Raw genomic sequence first — 19,857 nt, 5'->3', positions numbered from 1 at the left:
CTTTCAGCAACCCATACAGGGAGCGGGCATGCTATGGCACAGGACGAAACGGCCGCATCGCGGCTGATCGCGCATCTTCACCAATTTCGAGACGGGGATTGGCAACCGAACGTTTTGCAACGGACCAAACTTTGCCTTGTCGACAATCTGGGCTGTTTTTCTGGCGGGTTGTCTCTGACGCATTTCAAGCAGTCGGCAGCAAGCTTTAAACGTACTCTTTTTCCTACTGGCGCCGAAATTCGATCCTCGCCGCTTCTCCGAGCTTATCTCTACGGACAGGCGGTGATTGCGATGGATTATGACGATACGTTGTATGGTCATCCCGGCGGTCCCATTATCGGTGCGATACTGGCGATTGCCAGCGAAAGCAATTTGACGCTCGACCGAATACTGAGAGGTATTGCTGCAGGGTATGAAACACATGCCATCCTATGTGAAGCGACTAAACCGTCACCCGAACACGGGGCCAAAATTCGCTCAGTCGGTAATCTTGATACGATCGCTGCGGCGTTGGGGATCTCTGTAGCGCTCAATCTCGATGACGCAATGATCGAGCGTATAATTGGGGTGTCTGTCGCGCACTCCATCGTACCCTATACGGCGAAATGGTACGAGCGGCCCGTGCCTGGAATGAAGAATAACATTGGCTGGATCGCGGCCGGGGCGGTGTTGGCTGTCAACCTTGCACTGGAGGGCCAGACGGGCATTACCCAGCCGCTTGAAGGCGAGAAGGGATTCTGGAGAATGGCGGGCTCGGACCGCTGGGTCTTCAATGAAGATGTGCTTGGTAAGCCGCCCGCGGTCCTACGCACGGGTTTCAAGCATTACCCTGCGTGCTGGCACACACAGGAGTATCTCAAAACTTTCGCTACGCTTCTTGCCCAGGTCGATGCGGAGGACGATGTACTTGATATCGTCATTTTTGCGACCCCCGATATCGAGAAATTCTGCGACAGAAATCTTATCGGGACGGCCGATGTCGCATTCAGCCTGCCTGCGATGCTTGAGCTGCTGATTGCGGGCATTGAGCCCGGTCCTCTTTGGGCTTCACATAAGCCGCAGCACGTGGAACGCGGCTTTCAGTATGTGCGCTCCGACGAAAGACAAATTCTGATCAAAACACGTAAGGGGCGGGAACTAACCGCGCCGGTTGAGTTGAACAGTTTGTCGGACGAAGCAGGAAACGGTCTCGATTATGATGGTGTTTTGGCCAAATTTCGGAGGCTGGCACAAACCGATTTGCAGCTTATTTTGCTTCCGCTTCTCCAACTCGAAAGTTCTGAGAATGTTGAAGTCGTGGTCGATGAGTTGGGACGACTTTACGCGAGCATCACCAAATTGATGATGCAATAGGGCCTGTTAGCTGCAGGGGGAGAAATGCTCGCCGTGAAATTCAGGCCTGATGGGTAAATCCTCAAACATGGTTAGGTGGAGGTTAGGTTCCATATGGCCGCAGCATGCCCGTATGTTGGTTTCCACGCAGAACTGAGCCGGTGCGCCTAACCGGCTCAGTTCTGCGTGGAAACCAACAGCCGGCTTTCATGGGTTTCTTAGCAGGGAAATTCATCGAGTAGGCAGAGGTCGATCAACTCTCAATTTGTATGGTTTCATTTGTAACCAAATTCTGTTGAGCCTACGCGTTCTGCGTCAATTTTTAGATTGCACTTTGAATACAGCGGCACATATTGCCACGATCCTGCAGGTATTATCCGATGGAGGTACAAAAATGGGAACCTCACGTGTCAGAGCTTGTCGCATCGTGCGACCGACTGACTCCTATGTGGGAAAGCAAGGTCTCAACTATTTTGAGGGTATCGCCGCCGAAACCGTGGGCTCAGTGAGCATTTGCATGCATGTCCTTAAGATACCACCCGGCGAACGCGCCAAGGCCCATCTCCATGTCTCGCATGAAACAGCGATTTACGCTTTAAGTGGCGAGACAAATTGCTGGTTCGGTGAGCGCTTGGAAACGCACGTTGTCGTTCGCGAAGGCGACATGTTTTATATTCCCGCCGGTGTTCCTCACCTCCCAGCCAATCTTAGTACCAGACCAGCAATGGTAATCATCGCCCGCACCGACCCGAATGAGCAGGAGAGCGTAATGTTGTTGCCGGACCTAGATCAGCTCGTGCCACAGTCTGGCTAGTCCATTCTGATTTACCTACACCGCAAACCCTTCGTGTTTGATTCAGCTCAGATGGTCAGGGGCGCCTTCCGCGTCGGCTTCCACGTGTTAATTAATCCAGACAACGCGGCATTTCGAAGCCGCCGAAGAACAAGTTTCCGGCTGTGGCCGGGTTGTCGGGAGAGCTGACCTATTCAAGGCCTTCATCGACAAGTCGATAAACACTCCGTTTGTCTCCTCCCATTGCATGGTCGTGGTATACACATCAGCTTTCCGCAATTAGGCAGCAAACGGATCGATCACCGAACTACGCGGCTTTCGTGGGCCATAGGCTGGAGCCTCAAGACCTCGTTCGATGTATTTGCGCACCGTTTTGCGGTCGATGCCCGTTTGTCTGGAAATGGCAGACACTGTCAGGCCCTGCTGATGCAGTTCCAGGATCATGATCGTCTCCCTCAGCTTGATCACCAACATCCCCCTTCCGACTATCAAGGAGTATCGGCGGCGCAGCACCTGGGGAAGATTCAAACCGCACTATTGGGGAGTTGTCTCATCGCACCCCACCCGTCAAGGCAGTTCTTGCAATGCGTTATCCCAATCGGGTTGCGGCTAGGCAACCCAATACGGAGCTGATCTTTGGTTCGAGCCCTCAACGGCTAAGTCATTTTCCTGAGCTATCCAGTGCCGGGAGCAGGGTTGTCTCCGCGGTCGACAAAGGTCGCCGCATAATGGGTCTTCGCAGGTTGCGATCTTCCTATGTATTGCGCGCAATCTCAATGAGCTGCAACTCCCCAACCGGAACGATCGAACCCACGTCCGCAGCAGGGACGCTCAGTGCATCAAATCAGACTTGACGCGCCGAGAACTAAGCCAGTGCTCACTTATGAGCTAGCGCCAGCCGATGCGTTGAAGACTTCTCCCGTCGTGAGCATGCTGTGCATGATGACGGCAAGCTTCCTGGCGACCGCCACCGCAGCACGCTTGAAGCCCAACCGCTCACGCAGCCTCGTTCCCAAGTCTTTGAGACTGCTTTCCGTCCTGGCGCTGGTTCTCGTGAGGATCACCACCGCTGCTTCATAAAGCAGGCCCATGATTGTCACCTCGTCGGGAGATATGACCGTCCTAGTCGGTCTCTCCCGACTGGTAGCGCCGCGTTGTCAGTCCAAGCCAGGCGCCAACCGAGCGCGACGTTTTAAAGTTGCCAGGATCTTCAATCGCTGCAACGTAGGAAATTGCCGTAACGGCACCGATACCCGGGATCGTCATTAGAAGCTTCGTAGCCTTGCTCTTCCTTGCCGCTGCCAATAGCCGGCGGTCCAGATCTGCTGCCTGCATACGGATACCACGCCACGCCTCAAGCAGCGGCATTATAATCCGTGCAAGGTCATCATTGCCGCTCAAAAGCTCTCTCACATGACCATCAAATGCCCGGCCTTTACTTTTGGGAACGATCAGACCAAACGTCTTCAATACCCCCGGATCTGGTTGCTGAGCTGAGTTGAGATGCTCAGGAGTTGATTGCGTGCCCCGACCAGCGTGCGCGTCAACATGCTGTCGAATGACTTGACCCGAACCTCCTTGTAGAAACCGGCTTCGGCTAGCTGGGCCAGGCCATCCGCATCATTGGCATCTGTCTTGTTGAGCGTCTCATCCAGAACCTTCTGCACGTGCCGAGCTTCGATGCAAATCGCCGGCAGTCCCTCCGCAGCCAGTGCATGATAGAACCACCTCGAGAGCGGCCCGGTCTCGAAGACGACGCGTTTGACGTTCGGGGCATGCTTGCGGATCATCTGCGCCAGAACATGCGGATCGGACGGCCCTTTTCCTTGCCAGATCCGCTTGCCATCTTCACGAATGGCGATCGCAGTATCTTTCAACGAAACGTCGAGTCCCATATATTGGTCCATGGTTGCCTCCCATTTGGTGCCTGGGCCCGGTTCGAATCGTGAGCCCGTATTTCCATCTTATTGGGGGCAACAAGCCGAATCCGCCATCATCCAGGAGCATGGCCGGAGGGGATCACGCCGCGATTACCCCATGTATTGCTCAGGTACTGACAGGCGCGCGCGACGCATGTCCACACGATCGAATATGTCGCCACGCTGATCGTTGAGAACCTCGAGTTGCTTGAAGAAATCGCGAGTAATTCCGACAACATCGACTACGGCGAGATGATCCATGTCTAAGACGGCACGGACAAGGGCATCACAACCTTCACCGATCGTGGCATCGAGAGCCTGCAGGAGTTCCTTGCCAACGTGCGCTCCTGGGAAGGCGGCGTTCGCCAATTCCTTCTCGACGAGCAATGTGATCCGGAAAAGATCAAAAGCATCATGGCAAACGCGCCGAAATCATAAGCCCCGCGGCCTTGGCCGGATGGTTACAGCTGCGCAGCTTCGGGGAGCACTTCAACCCGGTACGGGCAAACAGGTTTGCATGGCAGTGACCGCCGACTGCAGGTCTGATACCTTGTGTCGGCGATTGCCCTATTTGTCGCGTATTCAAAGGTTAATCTTCGCGAAACGAAGGCACGCTCGTACCAAGGCCTTTTTCGCATAGAAACTTGCCTTGCGCGCTTTCTAACACTGCAGCGAATGGACCTGCGCTTGAAACGATTGGAGATTAACCGATCCCACCGCTAGCAATCGAAGAAGGGCACAAAGGTGCATAAGAGCCGTACGTTACTTGTCCCAGTTTTTTCTTTCGAGACCAAACCTTGGTTTATTTGGCTAATATTAATCGCCGCGTTCTGGTTTGGCGTTCCAGCTATCTTGGGATGGCCGGATAGCAGGGGCAATGAGTTAGTTCTGAACGAATTACAAACAATCAAAACCGATTCAACATTCCTGCAGAGAGACGTGCTGCGCGCTCGCGATGGTATGCTCCGAAATTACCATCCATTAACCGATACACTTGCCGCGTTACGAAACAGTTTGATCAAACTGCTTCAGCTACACAACGACACGGATGTCGAAGCGGCCGATTTTTCGGAACAACTAATCGGTGTGTGGAAATCGGTGAAAGTTACTGACGCGGCGATAGCCACCTTCGGTGCGCAAAACGTTTTCCTGCAGGATGCTGAGGCGAATTTTAACGCTTCGCTACGTGCGCTTGAGATGTCCACCTTGAGACTGCGGATTCTTGAGTTGGACAACCTGATGATGCGGTACCGAACCCGGCCGACCAAGGAACTTTCGACGCGTATTACCCAGACTCTGGACGAGTTCGCTGACACCGTGACCGGAAGGCCCAGTGAAGAGGCTCGCATCAGCGAGATTGTTCGAAACGGGAAGATCATACTCGACATGCTGCCGCAGGTAAATGAGAGCATAACGTTAATATTAAGCTCGGACGTCGCGGATAGAGAAGAAAATCTCCTAAATTACTATTCGGGCGCATATGATCTATATCGAGTATATGGCCGGCGGGTTCGAGTAGGTTTAGGCGCCGCAGCTATGCTGCTTTGCTTCTATGTTATATTATTGGTCCATAAGATGCGCATGCAAGCTCGTCGCTTAGAACAGCGTGCGACGTTTGAGGACGCCATTGTTGAGATTGGCCTTTGCTTTGAAGATGGTACGGTAACAAAACCGTCACTCAAATCCTCCACACGAGAAGCGCTGGCAATCATCGAAAAATTTTTCGAAGCTCAGCGGTGTGTCTTGGGGCTAGTTGCGCTCCCCCGCAAGGAGATCGTCGAAACATTTGCCACCCATGCTTCGGCCCCTCAATGGGACGAGGAGAAAGTGCGTCGGATTGTTACTTTAGCACAAGAAGGAGACCGGAGGTTTCTCTTCCGCAAGGATTTCGCGCCAAATGCTGGCTGCTTCAATGGAGATACTACCAACGTCTGCATGCTGCTTGCCTTCCAAGTGTCGGATCGGCTATTTGCCGTCTTTAGCCTAGGTTTTGATCAAGCGCGGCCGGACACTGACATCCGACACCTAGAACTCGCGGCTGAGTGTGTCTGCCATTACGTGATTATTCGGCGCAAGCAAAGGCAGCGCAATGTTTTGGAACGGCGCCTGAAGCATGCGGAACGACTTGAATCTGTTGGCACACTGGCTGGTGGAATAGCGCATGAATTCAACAATATTCTGGGAGCAATCATAGGTTACGCTGAAATGGCGCGCAACCTTATGGTTGCGCACGCCCACTGCTCGCGTCACATTGATTATATCATCTCGGAAGGCAGCAGGGCGACGCAAATTGTTGATCAGATCCTGGCACTCAGCCGAAAACGAGAACGCATCATAACTCCCTTCAATCTGGACGAATTGGTCTTGCAGATAGTGCCAACGTTGGGCGCTGCTTTGCCGCAAACCATACAGCTGGACTATAAGGTTGAACGCTCGCAGATGGTGATCGAAGGAAGCCCTTTGGAGATTGAGCAGATTTTGATGAACCTTTGCAAAAATGCTGCCGAGGCATGCTCAGACGTAGGGCTCATCGAAATTGGCCTTTCTCGTTCTACCTTGTGGATACAGAAGACATTGCCGCACAGTACGATCCCGCCAGATGACTATGTCGTCATCTCCGTTGAAGACAATGGGTCTGGCATACCCGAAAACGTGTTGCCGCGTATTTTCGAGCCCTTTTTCACCACACGGCCCCGCGATGGCGGCACCGGCCTGGGTCTTTCAACAGTTCACGGCCACGTCAGTGCGCTGGGAGGATATATTGATATAATTTCTACTGTGGGGAAAGGAACACGTTTCGATATCTATCTACCGTTCTCCGCGAAAGATCCAATGAACCTGGACATTATTTTTGGTCCAGGCAAAATTCCCCGAGGCAGGGGAGAGATCGTCGCTATAGTTGAGTCTGGCGACGCCCTGCGGGAAATGTTTGAGGATAAGATCGCCGCATTGGGGTATGAGGCAGTTGGCTTCAAGACGGTCAAAGGCCTCTGCGATTGGGTCACTAAGGGCAAGGAGGCTGATCTAATCCTTGCTGACCGATTATCGTTTTCTGCAGGACAAAATGGGGATTTTATGCCGGCGGCTTTGAAGGCGATGCCCGTTATCTTTCTGATTGGCGAGGACGAGTCTACCTTGCAATCTGCAGGCAACGACGAAGCCTCTCTTCACTTTTTACGGAAGCCCGTGTCCTCCAAAACTCTTGCGTACGCTGTTCGGACTAAAATCAGAACGTAGTCGAACAGGGCGTGAGAGGGTGTGCAAAGCATTAGTTTCCGGCATGAGCCCGAAGCTAGTCGCACAAATTGCTTTTACTTCAGATGAAATCAGAATGAGGAATATTAAAATACGAAAGTAACACGCATTTCCGATAGTCGCGGCTGCAGAAGATGTGGCCTCCCGAAGGGGAGCCCATATCGCGATTTTGAGGAGATGGAACATGCAAAAGGCAACAGGGACTCTTGCGATCATCCTACTATCGCCAATCGCTCAGCCGGCTGAAGCCGCGCCGCTTTCGTTGCCAGAGTTTGATCAACTTGCTCGAGAATGCGCGCCTTCCGTAGCTCCTTCTACGCTCGCTGCGATTGCCAAGGTTGAAAGCCAGTTCGATCCACTTTCCGTTCACGATAATACGACGGGCGAAACGCTTCATTGGAGAGATCAGATGGGGGCGGCCGAAGGCGTGAAGCATCGACTTCAAGCCGGCCATTCAGTCGACGTCGGGCTCATGCAAGTGAATTCGAAGAATTTCACCATGTTAGGTCTGACCCCGTACGGCGCAATCCGGCCATGCGCTTCGTTATCGGCGGCATCGCGTCTGCTTGAGAACGGTTATAAGGACGGTCCCACAGCTCGCGAAGATCAGTTAGCTTTACGCCGCGCGATTTCGGTCTACAACACTGGCAATTTCGGGCGCGGTTTTACGAACGGCTACGTGCGAAAGGTCGAGTTGGCGGCCCAGCAACTTGTACCAGCGTTGACCGACAATTCAAAAGACCCAGATCGCGCCACATCAGTTCCGCAAACCTCGTGGGATATCTGGGGAACATATGACCGTCGCCGCTCAGCGGGTGGGGTGGGTGGTTCGTCAGGGCCGCCTGAACCGCGAGAGCCGGTGGAGCAGAACAATCAACACGAATGGAATGGTGAAGGGACACCGCGATGACCCGCCTTGCAAAGCATTTTAGACGTTTGACCTGCTTTTCTTTCGGCGACGCGACGACACGTGTCATAACCAGTCGCGTGCCGAAGGTGTGCGGCACCATCGGCGTAAGCCTGTTTCCTGCCGAAGCCGCCTTGGCGCAGTCGGCAGGAGGTGGAACTGACCCCGCGACCATGGTCAATAACATATGCACGTTCATCCTTGGCCCGTTCGGTCAGTCACTCGCCGTTCTCGGAATCGTAGCGATCGGCGTATCATGGATGTTTGGTCGAGCTTCTCTCGGACTAGTCGCCGGTGTTGTTGGCGGGATCGTAATCATGTTCGGCGCGAGTTTCCTCGGTCAGACACTTACCGGAGGTAGTGGCGGATGACCGGTCGTCTCGAAGAATCCACGTTGTACCTTGCAGCTACGCGGCCTGCTCTTTTTCTCGGCGTGCCGTTGACCTTAGCCGGACTGTTCATGATGCTCGCGGGCTTCATAGTCGTCATCGTTAAGAACCCTCTTTATGAGATCGCCATACTGCCCCTTTGGTTTGGAGCGCGACTTCTCGTAGAGCGCGATTATAACGCCGCAAGTGTCACCTTGCTATTTTTGCAGACGGCAGGGCGAAGCATCGACAGCCAGTTCTGGGGGGGAGCGAGCGTAAGCAGCAACCCAATCAAGGTGCCACGCCGGGGAAGAGGAATGGTATGATGCTCTCGACGAGAAAAACAGCCGAGAGATCGGGAGAAGTGTACCTGCCCTATATCGGGCATATCAGTGACCAGGTTGTACTCTTGGAGGACGGGTCGATACTGGCCATGGCACATATTGATGGCCTAGCCTTCGAGCTTGAAGAAGTTGAAATCCGAAATGCTCGTTGTCGGGCGTTCAACACCTTGTTTCGCAATATCGCCGATGACAACGTGTCCATATATGCACATCTTGTCCGACACAACGACGTCACAGCTCCGCCCGCCAGGCAATTCCGTAGCGCTTTTGCTTCCGGGCTTAATGAAACTTTTGACAAGCGTGTCCTGTCCGGAAAGCTTTTCCGTAACGATCATTTCTTGTCGCTGATCGTTTCTCCCCGTTCCGTGCTCGGAAAAACAAAGAGCAGATTTTATGGAAAAAAGAAAACCGACCTCGCAATTCAAATCAGACACTTGGAAGACGTGTGGAACGTCATTGCCGGGGCTCTTGAGGCGTATGGTCTGCGGCGTCTCGGTATTAGAGAGAGCCGCGATGTTCTGTTCACGGAAATTGGTGAAGCCCTTCGACTCATAATGACCTGCCGCTTTTCACCAGTTCCAGTCGTCAGCGGCTCACTAGGTGCTTCAATTTACACTGATCAGGTAATTTGTGGCAAACGCGCAATAGAAATTCGGACACCCAGCAATAACTATGTGGGATCCATCTTCTCATTTCGCGAATACCCGGCAAAGACCCGGCCTGGCATGCTAAACACACTGCTGTCCCCGGATTTTCCTCTCGTTTTGACTCAAAGCTTTTCCTTCCTCACGCGCGCACAGGCTCACGCTAAACTGACCCTCAAAGCCAATCAAATGACGAGTTCTGGTGACAAAGCCCTATCCCAAATCGGTTTACTTGCAGAGGCGGAGGATGCGTTGGCGAGTAACGAATTTGTCATGGGATCGCATCACTTGAGCCTTTGCATCTATGCAGAGACTCTTAATGGGCTTGCTGATCAGGGTGCACGAGCTCGCACCAACTTGGCGGACGCGGGAGCCGTTGTCGTCCAAGAAACCATAGGAATGGAGGCTGCCTATTGGTCCCAGCTTCCAGGAAACTACAGGTGGCGTACGCGCCCCGGTGCGATCACCTCGCGCAATTTTGCGGGCCTCGTCTCCTTCGAGAATTTCCCTTCTGGCGCCTTGTCCGGGCATTGGGGCGACGCCATTGCGCGCTTCCGTACGAACGGGGGGACGCCGTTCGACTATGTGCCGCATGAGAATGACGTTGGTATGACCGCAATATTCGGACCAATCGGTCGCGGGAAGACGACCCTTATGACCTTCGTTCTTGCGATGCTCGAGCAAAGCATGGTCAACCGCAGTGGTACCATTGTTTTTTTCGATAAGGATCGCGGTGGGGAGTTGCTGGTGCGTGCGACGGGAGGCACCTACCTGACGCTACGTAGAGGGAAACAGAGCGGGTTGGCGCCTCTGCGCGGTCTCGACAATTCAGCGGTATCACGCGATTTCCTCAGAGAGTGGATCGTGGCACTCATTGAGAGCGATGGACGCGGAACCATCTCACCGGAGGAAAATCGCCGGTTAGTGCGCGGAATACAACGCCAACTATCTTTTGAGCCGAATATGCGCTCTCTGGCTGGCTTGAGAGAGTTTTTACTGCATGGGCCGTCAGAAGGGGCAGGTGCACGCCTCCAGCGCTGGTGCCGAGGCGGCGCTCTAGGTTGGGCGTTCGACGGCGACATGGACGAAGTCCGAATGGATCCTACGATAACCGGCTTCGACATGACGCATATTCTTGAATACGAGGAAGTGTGCGCACCGGCTGCAGCTTATCTCCTGCACCGGATAGGGGCCATAGTCGACGGTCGCCGCTTCGTCATGAGCTGCGATGAGTTCCGAGCGTATTTGCTCAACCCAAAATTCTCAGCGGTGGTCGACAAGTTTCTGCTCACCGTTCGCAAAAATAACGGCATGCTGATACTCGCGACACAGCAGCCTGAGCACGTCCTTGATTCTCCTCTGGGAGCGAGCTTGGTTGCGCAATGCATGACAAAGATATTCTATCCCTCGCCCACGGCGGACAGATCGACGTACATCGACGGGATGAAATGTACGGAACGAGAATTTCAGGCGATCCGCGAAGACATGGCAGTCGGCAGCCGTAAATTCCTGCTGAAGCGGGAAAGCGGAAGCGTCATCTGCGAGTTCGACCTTCGAGACATGCACGAATATGTCGCCGTGCTGTCGGGACGTGCCAACACGGTGCGATTTGCCGATCACTTGCGGCAAACTTACGGAGAGGATCCCGCTGCTTGGCTCGATGCATTCATGACCCGTTATCATGAAGCACACGACTAAATTGGAGAAAGCAACCATGAAATTCGGCGCTACCACAATCGCATTTATCATTTTTTTGACTCTGTCCCGAACGGCCGATGCGCAGTTCGTTGTCAGCGACCCCGCGACGGAAGCTGAGACCCTCGCCACCGCCCTGGATACCGCCGCAAATTTGGAACAAGTGATCACGATGGTGACGATGCTGACTTCCGCGTTTGGCGTCACCGGTCTCTTGACCGCTCTTGATCAGAAGAACCAATACCCGTCGACCGGCAAACTTGACGAACAATTGTTCTCCTCAAAGGCGAAGACTTCGATGACCGCGCGTGGGATAGTATCCGATCCCGATCGCAAGGTGATTGGCAATGACGCCGAGGGCAAGTTGTTACGGGACCAGATTACAACATCGGCGAACGCTGCCGGCCTTGCCGCCGACAATCTGGACGCACTGGACAAACGACTCACGGCGAACCGCGATACATCCGCCCAACTCTCGCGTTCACGCAACATAATGCAGGCGACCGTGACGAATGGGTTGCTTCTCAAGCAAATTCACGACGCTGTTATTCAGAATACCCAGGCGACGAGCCTATCGACGATGACGACCGCGCAAGCCGGTTTGCATGAAGCTGAGGAAGCGGCAATTCAACGAAAAGAACACCAAGCAACGGCGCTGATCTTCGGCGCTGTACCGTAGCACTGTTTTGTCATGGACTACAAGAAGATGGCGTACCCCAGTTGAGGTAGGGCAATGAACTTCAGTATTCCTGCACCATTCACGGCGATACACGCGATCTTCGACCTCGCCTTCACGTCCGGCTTAGACACGATCCTTGCAGATATCCAAAGCGCGGTCAGTGCTCCGCTCGTGGCTTGTGTGACCATGTGGATCATCGTTCAGGGCATCTTGGTCATGCGAGGAGAGGTTGACACCCGCAGCGGGATCACGCGCGTCATCTTAGTGTCGATTGTCGTGACACTGGTCGTTAAACAGGCAGACTATCACGATTACGTCGTTTCCGTCTTCGAAGATACAGTGCCAAACTTCGTCCAAAAGTTCAGCATTAGTGATCTTCCTCTGCAGTCCATCCCGGCGCAACTCGATACGATGTTTGCGCTGACGCAAGTGACATTTCAGCGGATTGCTTCAGAGATAGGGCCGATGAACGACCAGGATATCCTCGCCTTTCAGGGGGCGCAATGGGTGTTTTACGGGACCTTGTGGACAGCGTTCGGGATCTACGATGCAGTCGGAATTCTCACCAAAGTCCTGCTGGCGATCGGCCCTTTGGTGCTAGTGGGTTATCTCTTTGATCGCACTCGCGATATTGCTGCAAAATGGATCGGACAACTGGTAACCTATGCCATACTTTTGCTCCTCTTGAACATCGTGGCAACAGTTGTCCTCATGACTGAGGCAACTGTACTTGTAGTCGTGCTCGGGGTGGTAACTGCCGCAGGTACGACTGCCGCTAAGATCATCGGACTTTATGAAATCGATATGTTCTTCTTGACGGGTGACGCTCTGATCGTTGCGCTTCCCGCAATCGCTGGAAATCTCGGCGGTAGCTACTGGAGCGGCGGCACACAAGTTGCCGGAAGCCTCAATCGACATTTTGCTCAAGTATTTCGTCGGTAACCCGGTAGGAGGAATGCATGAGATATTTTCTGATACTTGTAACCTTGGGCTTGGCGTCTTGTCAGGGAGATGCAGGATTGGCGAGTGCCAAAGGTCCAGTATTTCCGCTGAACGTTGGACGGTGGAAGCCTGCTCAAACCGATCTCCAACCAAGACCCGAGGGAGGCATCCATGGACAACCCTGATCATGCGTTGCTGGTGCAGAGGGATACCCTAGCGAAACACTACAAGGACGTTGAAGCATTTCAGGCTAAAAGGACGAAGTCTGCCCGGAGGCTGTCTAAGGTGTTGGTAGTTATTGCAGCCGTCGCCGTGCTCGGGAACGTTGCGCAGGCTTTCACAATCGCGTCAATGCTTCCGCTATCAAAACTGGTTCCTGTCTTTTTGTGGGTTCGTCCGGATGGAACCTTGGACAGCGAAGTTTCCGTCTCACAGCTCCCAGCGACGCAGGAGCAGGCAGTCGTGAATGCCTCCTTATGGGAGTACGTCCGTCTCCGGGAAAGTTATACAGCTGATACCGCTCAGTATGCTTACGATCTAGTGTCGGATTTTAGCGCTCCTGATGTACGGCGCGACTATCAGCAGTTCTTCAATTACCCTAGTCCAAGCTCGCCGCAGACCATAATTGGCAAGCGTGGAAAGGTTCAAGTCGAGCACATCGGTTCGAATGACATCATTCCTGGAATGCAACAGATCCGCTACAAGCGTAGTGTTTTGATGGATGGCCAACCTCCAATAGTAACTACCTGGACCGCAACGGTTCGCTACGAAAAAGTGACCAAGATGCCCGGCCGACTTAGGCTCGACAATCCGGGAGGCTTGGTTGTTACTTCCTACCAAAATTCTGAGGATACCGTTTCGAATTCAGGAAGGAGCCAGCCATGAAAAAAAAGGTGCTGGTCTTTATGTGTATCTGTTTCGCCGCTCATGGCGTCAGGTCGGAGGACACGCCAACGGCGGGGAAGTTCGATCCGCGTATGCGCAGCTTGGCCTACAATCCTGATGAGGTCGTACGTCTTTCCACAGCCGTCGGAGCGACATTGGTTGTAACGTTCGGCGCCAATGAGACTGTAACCGCCGTTGCAGTTTCGAACAGTACAGACCTCGCCGCCCTTCCGCGCGGTAACAACTTGTTCTTCAAAGCAAGCAAGGTCCTCTCCCCGCAACCTGTTGTGGTTCTAACAGCAAGCGATGCGGGAGTTAGACGTTATGTTTTCAGTGTTTCTGCTAGAACCATGGCCAGTCTCGATAAAGAGCAATCTGACCTCTACTACAGCGTTCAATTCTCCTATCCCGCAGATGCGTATGCTGCCCGACAGAAAGAGGCAGAACAAAAGCTCATAGCTGATCGAACAAGGGCGCAAATGCAGTCCCAACAAAAGGCACAGGACCTACTGGATCGGCCTCCCGCATCCGGGAGCCGCAGGAACAATTGGCATTATGTCGCGCAAGGTGACCGGTCACTTTCACCGGTAGATGTGTACGACAATGGCTTTTCGACGATTTTTCGGTTTCCGGGAAATGTGCGTCTTCCGTCGATTTATGTGATCAATCCCGACGGAAAGGAAGCGAGCGCCGATTACACAGTCAAAGGAGACTATGTCGAGGTGTCATCGGTTTCTCGCGAGTGGCGCCTGAGGGATGGTCATACAGTGCTTCGGATCTTGAATACAGCTTACAATCCCGTCGGAACGAAGCCTGGAACAGGTACGACTAGAGCCGATGTTCGGCGGGTGCTGAAGGAGGTCAAGCAATGACAGACGGAGATCCACATTCGGTTAATGACGTGCATTCGTCGGGATCCTTGCTTCCTGAACCAAGGCGTGGCCGCGTCTCGGGGCCCTCGAAGTTGATTTTGGTGGGGCTTGTTCTGGCGCTGTCACTGAGTTTCATTTGGCTTGGCGCACGTCCAAAGAAAAGCAGCGAACAATCCACCCCTGACAAGATGATCGATGCTAACACAAAGCCGTTTCGTCCGGCACCGATCGACATCTCTCCTAAACCGATGTCAAGCCCGCCGGCGATTGCCACGGCATTGCCGGAGCGGCATGATCGGGAACGACGCGGACCGCGCCCCGAAGAATCGCCGATCTTCGCTTATAGTGGCGGTGGTCAAGGCAGTGTGAAACCTCCAAGTCGACCCAACACTGATGGAGAAGGACCAATCAATAACAACTCCGATGGTTCGTCACATCCCAATGCGCCGAGCGAGAATGAGCTCTCAGTTCGCATGAAGCCAACAGTGCTGGAGCCCAGCCGTGCGGTCCTCTTGCCGCACCCGGATTTTATTATTCCGCAAGGGACTATTATTCCGTGCACCCTGCAAACCGCGATCGATACAAACTTGGCCGGATATGCAAAGTGCATCTTGCCTCAAGACGTCCGGGGAGCAACCGGCAATGTTGTCCTCCTCGACCGAGGGACGACTGTTGTGGGCGAAATTCAACATGGTCTCCATCAGGGAGATGCGCGTGTTTTCGTACTCTGGAGCCGCGCGCAAACACCTAGTCACGCTGTCATCTCGCTCACATCTCCGGGCACGGACGAACTCGGTCGCTCCGGTCTAACGGGTACGATCGACAATCACTTCTGGAAGCGCTTCGGGGGTACCATCCTCTTAAGCGTCGTTCAAGGTGCCGTGCAAGCCGTCGGGAGTTATGCTGGAAGTGAAGGCGGGGGCACCAGTTTCAACAGTGTGCAGAACAACGGCGAACAAGCCGCCGATACAGCGTTGAAATCAACCATCAACATTCCGCCGACACTGAGTAAAAACCAGGGAGATACTGCTTCGATATTCGTATCGCGCGATCTCGATTTCTCCGACATCTACAAGCTACAACTCGTCGGTCAGGTCGGTCACATTCGACGGTGATATGTTGCAACAACAATCACAATTCTAAAATTGGAGGCTGCAATGCAAACTGAAGCAGACCCTCAACTACGACTTCTTCTTGACCCGGTTTTGGACTGGCTCGAAGACCCTGGAACAGAAGAAGTCGCGATCAATCGGCCAGGCGAGGTCTTTGTTCGGCAGGCCGGTATGTATACCAAATATGAGTCGCGTCTCAACTACGACGACCTTGAGGATATCGCCATCCTGGCCGGCGCGCTCAGAAAACAAGATGTTGGACCACACAGTCCACTGTGTGCGACTGAGTTGCCGAACGGTGAGCGGCTGCAAATTTGCTTACCGCCAACCGTCCCCTCTGGAACCATCAGCCTGACGATCCGTCGTCCAAGTTCTCAGGTTTCTCAGCTTAAGGAAGTTTCCAGTCGCTACGACGCATCGCGATGGAATCAATGGCATTCGCGCAGGACACGTCAGAACCAAAGGGATGACGAAATTCTTACATATTATCAGCAGGGGGACCTTGAAACTTTCCTTCGGGCGTGCGTCACTGGGCGGTTGACCGTGCTGCTCTGCGGTCCGACCGGTAGTGGAAAAACAACCATGAGCAAGACACTGATCAGCGCTATCCCGCTGCATGAAAGACTGGTCACGATTGAAGATACGCTCGAACTCGTGATACCGCATGAGAACCACGTACGTTTACTTTATTCTAAGAATGGTGGGGGATTAAGCGCCGTCACCGCGGAGCATCTCCTTCAAGCCAGTCTGCGGATGCGACCAGATCGCATACTGCTCGGTGAGATGCGTGATGAGGCTGCTTGGGCATACCTGAGCGAGGTGGTTTCGGGACATCCAGGGTCAATTTCGACAATCCACGGAGCCGACCCAGTGCAAGGCTTGAAGAAACTCTTTTCGCTGATCAAGGCGACTAAGCAGGGCGCTGGTCTCGAGGACAAAACGCTGATTGACATGTTGTCGGCGGCGATCGATGTCATTGTGCCGTTCCGGTCTCGCGGTGATGTATACGAAATTGGTGAAGTTTGGCTGGCGGCCGATGCTCGGCAACGAGGGGAGACAATAGCCAACCTTCTAGATCATCATTGAAATTGCGGTGGTATGAAAGACCGGTTGATCGTTGCAATGACGTTGTTATCTGCATATTCAATTTTGCACTCGCACGTCGTTGACAATGCGGCAAATATCGCCGGTTATGCGGAATTAGAAAAAGAATCACGGTTGGAAACTGCCCAGCATCCTTGCAGAAATAGTCCCATAGCCTATTCCTAAAGAGCGATGGAAACTAAGATTGAAAGGTGAGAGCCGGTGAAACATATCCTCCTTATTGATGATGATCCCGCGATGCGGCACCTGATTACTGACTATCTAACGATACATGCCCTCAGGGTCACTGCAGTGAGCGAGAGTAGCCACTTCAATCGCGTGCTTGCAGGCGAGGTAGTCGACGTTGTGGTTGTCGACTTGAATTTGGGGCGCGAAGACGGACTGGAAATCGTCCGGAATCTAGCTTCAAAATCAGACGTTCCAATTGTCATCATTAGTGGAGACCGTGTGGAAGAAGCTGATAAGGTTGTCGCATTAGAGCTTGGAGCATGCGATTTCATTGCAAAACCCTTTGGAACGCGCGAGTTTCTCGCTCGCGTTCGTGTCGCATTGCGAAGCCGTCCTACCGGCGCCCGGGCTAAGGATCGGCGCTCGTTCTATTTCAATGGCTGGACCCTTAACCTCAGGCAGCGCCGACTCGTTTCTGACCTAAACGATGAAGTGAAGCTGACGGCAGGGGAGTTCAATCTCTTGGTGGCCTTTCTCGAGAGGCCCCGCGATGTCTTGTCCAGAGAGCATCTTCTCCTCGCCAGCCGCGTGCGTGATGAGGAGGTCTATGACAGAAGTGTGGACGTGCTCATTTTGCGGCTTCGCCGAAAGCTTGAGCCCGATCCCGCTAATCCCATCCTTATCAAGACATCCCGGGGCGCCGGTTATTTCTTTGACGCAGATGTGGACGTTTCTTACGGCGGAGTATTGGCAGCCTGAACGCGCTCGCCTTACACTTACAATATAAGATCTTCAAGAGGTCAGGCGCCAGCACTCGTCACCGGCACCGATGCCAGGGTCAGCGGCTCAGCCTTTTCTCTTCTACGAAAAAGCAGGCGAGAGCCGCAGTGGCAAGCATTAGGCCAAACGAGCGTTTGGTCTCGAGGCCTAGGGGATCGAAATGGCTGCGAGCCACGTTCACCAGCGAGACCGGGAACATACGGGATGTACAAGCGATGATGCCATTGTCCAAAGGCATCTGTGGTACCGGATAGCTTTTCGGTGCCTTGCGGAATGATCCATCCTCCAACAATGCTTCGTAGTCCTTCAGGGCGCGACGGAGTATCATCTGCAATGATTTGATCGGCGTGTATTGTAGGCTGAGGCGGTCGTAAGTCAACGATACCTCGCGTGCAGGGGGGCGCGCGGAAAGAAAAACCTGGATCTTTTGCTGCGTAGCAACTGAACTCAGGGCATCAATCGTCGGCACGCATAATTGAGGATCCAGTTGATGCCGATGTTTGACCTCGGTCAAGAACCTCGATTGATCTTCGATCTCGCTGTGCAAATCGGGGAGTGTGGCCCCCTTTATACTTGCAGGCGGCCCGACTTTCGATTTCTCGATCCTTGCGGCGGCAAGTCGCTTGGCTTCTGTTGCGGACAAGGCGGGTTTGCGAAGGCCCATCGTCAACTCTCCATGGCTTGCTCGACCAATCGGCAAAGACTAACAAGTTCCTCCATTGCGATTCGCAGATTGTGCTCAACAAGTCGCATCATTGGATCGGCGCTGAGTTTGCGCAGGGTCTGGTGCAGCATGCCGCGCTCCTTCATGGCGGCGAATGCGTCACGCTCATGCATGGGGGAGGCGAGAACGGGAAGGCTCGCGAGCATCTCAGACATTGACCTTTGCGATGTGGTAAGGCGGCCGACCGGCATGCGTTGTAGCAACACCGCCGTCGGAGTTGCCAGTTTCTCGCTCATAAGCAACTCGATTACATAACGATAGGTTGAAAGCGCTTCATCGATGTCCAAAGGGGTCAGCATGGTGGGGATTAACAAGAAATTGGAATTCGCGATAATCGTATTATTCAGTTCACTCGAACCACCATGGGTGTCGGCCAAGGCGTAGTCGAAACCCTGTCGTTCGGCGCCCTCGTACGCTGATTCCAAATGCGGCATTTCATCTGCGATAAAAATTTCGCACAAGGAATCCCAAGTATTGCTACGCAGTGAATTCTCCTTCCACCGCGTCAGTGGCCGATTCTCATCGGCCTCAAATAACGCGATGCTTCTTCCGCCGCTTGCGAAGGCTGCACATAATCCCATGAGCGCGGTCGTTTTGCCAGCGCCGCCTTTGAATGAACAGCATGTAATAAGTTTCATTCTCTGCTCCAGTCATCACCTACATCCAGGATAGAAAATAACTATGTTCGATTTTGGGTATTGTAGCACGGCTAAAAGTAGTAGTGTGAAATATTCAGTTTCGCATTAATTCGATTTATATTGCATCTGTAACTGTTAAAATATGACTTTCATCATAAAGTTATTGCTATCCGAGCTCGACGGTTTGTAATATCGGGCGATACGGACTGAATAATCATTCCGGTTATTGGTTGAGTTTGCAGGAGACGTGTCATGCCACGAGCGCCAGGAGGTGACACAGGTGCTTCCGTTATTCCACAACGCGAAACCAAGGAAGCCCCAGAGTATAAAGTGGTCAGCATTCGACTCCGGTTTGCCGAATACGAGAGCTTTTCTAAGGCCGCCCGTTCATTTGGATTGACTGACAGCATGGCTCTGCGTGTGGCCGCTCGCCGTATAGGTGGCTTTCTGGAGATCGACGTAGCGACCCGCGAGAAGCTAGAGATCATCACTGAGACCATCGGTATGCTCTCAAATAACGTCGCGGCGGTCCTTGCTTCCTCCGGCATGGATGGCAAAGCTGATCTTGCGGCGTTGAAATGCGAAAGGATCGCGTTCGGCGAGGCGTTCGCGGAACTCGATGGCTTGCTACGCCTAATCTTATCGGTCTCTCGACGCCGGATTGATGGACGTGCAAGGCTGCAAAGGCTTTGCTGA

Annotated in this window: 18 protein-coding genes and 3 pseudogenes; 17 read left to right on the top strand and 4 right to left on the bottom strand. The window is 53.4% G+C overall.

The genetic code is table 11. From position 1 onward, the window contains the following. The first annotated feature begins 33 nt into the window (after nucleotides 1-33). Complete coding sequence (locus tag CFBP4996_RS28385; RefSeq protein ID WP_080855258.1) at nucleotides 34-1,353, top strand: MmgE/PrpD family protein; 1,320 nt, start codon at nucleotides 34-36, stop codon at nucleotides 1,351-1,353. Between the two features lie 373 nt (nucleotides 1,354-1,726). After that, on the top strand, nucleotides 1,727-2,146 hold the full coding sequence (locus tag CFBP4996_RS28380; protein ID WP_080855257.1) for a cupin domain-containing protein: 420 nt from the start codon (nucleotides 1,727-1,729) through the stop codon (nucleotides 2,144-2,146). Nucleotides 2,147-2,413: 267 nt separating this feature from the next. On the opposite strand, the pseudogene CFBP4996_RS28375 reads toward CFBP4996_RS28380, so the two are convergent. Beyond that, nucleotides 2,414-2,593: pseudogene (locus CFBP4996_RS28375) on the bottom strand (helix-turn-helix domain-containing protein); the annotation flags it as partial. A gap of 413 nt (nucleotides 2,594-3,006) precedes the next feature. Continuing rightward, nucleotides 3,007-4,032, bottom strand: a pseudogene (locus CFBP4996_RS28370) (IS110 family RNA-guided transposase). 177 nt (nucleotides 4,033-4,209) lie between these two features. On the opposite strand from CFBP4996_RS28370, the pseudogene CFBP4996_RS28365 reads away from it, so the two are divergent. The 14 genes and pseudogenes from CFBP4996_RS28365 (at nucleotide 4,210) to virG (ending at nucleotide 17,778) form a co-directional block, all read left to right on the top strand. After that, nucleotides 4,210-4,482: pseudogene (locus CFBP4996_RS28365) on the top strand (hypothetical protein). Nucleotides 4,483-4,788: 306 nt separating this feature from the next. Then, entirely contained in the window at nucleotides 4,789-7,281 is a 2,493-nt protein-coding gene (locus tag CFBP4996_RS28360; RefSeq protein ID WP_080855256.1) for a two-component system VirA-like sensor kinase, read from the top strand. 202 nt (nucleotides 7,282-7,483) lie between these two features. Continuing rightward, entirely contained in the window at nucleotides 7,484-8,209 is a 726-nt protein-coding gene (locus CFBP4996_RS28355) for a type IV secretion system lytic transglycosylase VirB1 (RefSeq protein ID WP_080855255.1), read from the top strand. Beyond that, nucleotides 8,206-8,577 carry a pilin major subunit VirB2 gene (virB2, locus tag CFBP4996_RS28350; RefSeq protein WP_080855254.1) on the top strand — a complete coding sequence of 124 codons (372 nt, stop codon included), beginning with the start codon at nucleotides 8,206-8,208 and terminating at the stop codon, nucleotides 8,575-8,577. The genes CFBP4996_RS28355 and virB2 overlap by 4 nt, the downstream gene beginning before the upstream one ends. After that, entirely contained in the window at nucleotides 8,574-8,900 is a 327-nt protein-coding gene (locus CFBP4996_RS28345; RefSeq protein ID WP_080855253.1) for a type IV secretion system protein VirB3, read from the top strand. The genes virB2 and CFBP4996_RS28345 overlap by 4 nt, the downstream gene beginning before the upstream one ends. Continuing rightward, nucleotides 8,900-11,260, top strand: coding sequence for a type IV secretion/conjugal transfer ATPase VirB4 (virB4, locus tag CFBP4996_RS28340; protein WP_080855417.1), 2,361 nt, complete (start codon nucleotides 8,900-8,902; stop codon nucleotides 11,258-11,260). Before CFBP4996_RS28345 ends, virB4 begins: the two co-directional genes overlap by 1 nt. A gap of 16 nt (nucleotides 11,261-11,276) precedes the next feature. Further along, nucleotides 11,277-11,936, top strand: coding sequence for a pilin minor subunit VirB5 (gene virB5 / locus CFBP4996_RS28335; protein WP_080855252.1), 660 nt, complete (start codon nucleotides 11,277-11,279; stop codon nucleotides 11,934-11,936). Nucleotides 11,937-11,990: 54 nt separating this feature from the next. Then, entirely contained in the window at nucleotides 11,991-12,878 is an 888-nt protein-coding gene (locus CFBP4996_RS28330) for a type IV secretion system protein (protein WP_080855251.1), read from the top strand. Between the two features lie 17 nt (nucleotides 12,879-12,895). Next, a complete protein-coding gene (locus CFBP4996_RS28325) occupies nucleotides 12,896-13,063 on the top strand; it encodes a type IV secretion system lipoprotein VirB7 (RefSeq protein WP_080855250.1) in 168 nt (55 codons plus the stop codon). Continuing rightward, entirely contained in the window at nucleotides 13,050-13,763 is a 714-nt protein-coding gene (locus CFBP4996_RS28320; protein WP_080855249.1) for a type IV secretion system protein VirB8, read from the top strand. The genes CFBP4996_RS28325 and CFBP4996_RS28320 overlap by 14 nt, the downstream gene beginning before the upstream one ends. Further along, nucleotides 13,760-14,635, top strand: coding sequence for a P-type conjugative transfer protein VirB9 (locus tag CFBP4996_RS28315; protein ID WP_080855248.1), 876 nt, complete (start codon nucleotides 13,760-13,762; stop codon nucleotides 14,633-14,635). The genes CFBP4996_RS28320 and CFBP4996_RS28315 overlap by 4 nt, the downstream gene beginning before the upstream one ends. After that, nucleotides 14,632-15,750 (top strand): type IV secretion system protein VirB10, encoded by a 1,119-nt coding sequence (virB10, locus tag CFBP4996_RS28310; RefSeq protein WP_080855247.1) that lies wholly within the window; start codon nucleotides 14,632-14,634, stop codon nucleotides 15,748-15,750. The genes CFBP4996_RS28315 and virB10 overlap by 4 nt, the downstream gene beginning before the upstream one ends. A gap of 42 nt (nucleotides 15,751-15,792) precedes the next feature. Further along, entirely contained in the window at nucleotides 15,793-16,833 is a 1,041-nt protein-coding gene (gene virB11, locus CFBP4996_RS28305; protein WP_080855246.1) for a P-type DNA transfer ATPase VirB11, read from the top strand. A gap of 219 nt (nucleotides 16,834-17,052) precedes the next feature. Further along, the gene (gene virG / locus CFBP4996_RS28300) at nucleotides 17,053-17,778 is read left to right on the top strand and encodes a two-component system response regulator VirG (protein WP_080855245.1); all 726 of its coding nucleotides are present in this window, start codon (nucleotides 17,053-17,055) and stop codon (nucleotides 17,776-17,778) included. A 79-nt stretch (nucleotides 17,779-17,857) separates the two neighbouring features. Here the strand turns inward: virG and CFBP4996_RS28295 are convergent, their stop codons facing one another. Both CFBP4996_RS28295 and CFBP4996_RS28290 read right to left on the bottom strand, forming a co-directional pair. Next, nucleotides 17,858-18,463, bottom strand: a complete 606-nt coding sequence (locus tag CFBP4996_RS28295; protein ID WP_080855244.1) for a conjugal transfer protein VirC2 — start codon at nucleotides 18,461-18,463, stop codon at nucleotides 17,858-17,860. Nucleotides 18,464-18,465: 2 nt separating this feature from the next. Beyond that, on the bottom strand, nucleotides 18,466-19,161 hold the full coding sequence (locus CFBP4996_RS28290; RefSeq protein ID WP_080855243.1) for a conjugal transfer ATPase VirC1: 696 nt from the start codon (nucleotides 19,159-19,161) through the stop codon (nucleotides 18,466-18,468). Nucleotides 19,162-19,413: 252 nt separating this feature from the next. Here CFBP4996_RS28290 and virD1 point away from each other — a divergent pair, with 252 nt between their 5' ends. Beyond that, nucleotides 19,414-19,857 (top strand): T-DNA border endonuclease subunit VirD1, encoded by a 444-nt coding sequence (gene virD1, locus CFBP4996_RS28285; protein ID WP_080855242.1) that lies wholly within the window; start codon nucleotides 19,414-19,416, stop codon nucleotides 19,855-19,857.

The sequence above is a fragment of the Agrobacterium leguminum genome (assembly GCF_005144435.2).
In the GTDB taxonomy this organism is placed as follows: Bacteria; Pseudomonadota; Alphaproteobacteria; order Rhizobiales; family Rhizobiaceae; genus Agrobacterium; species Agrobacterium leguminum.
This window is presented reverse-complemented; position numbering and strand designations above follow the sequence as displayed.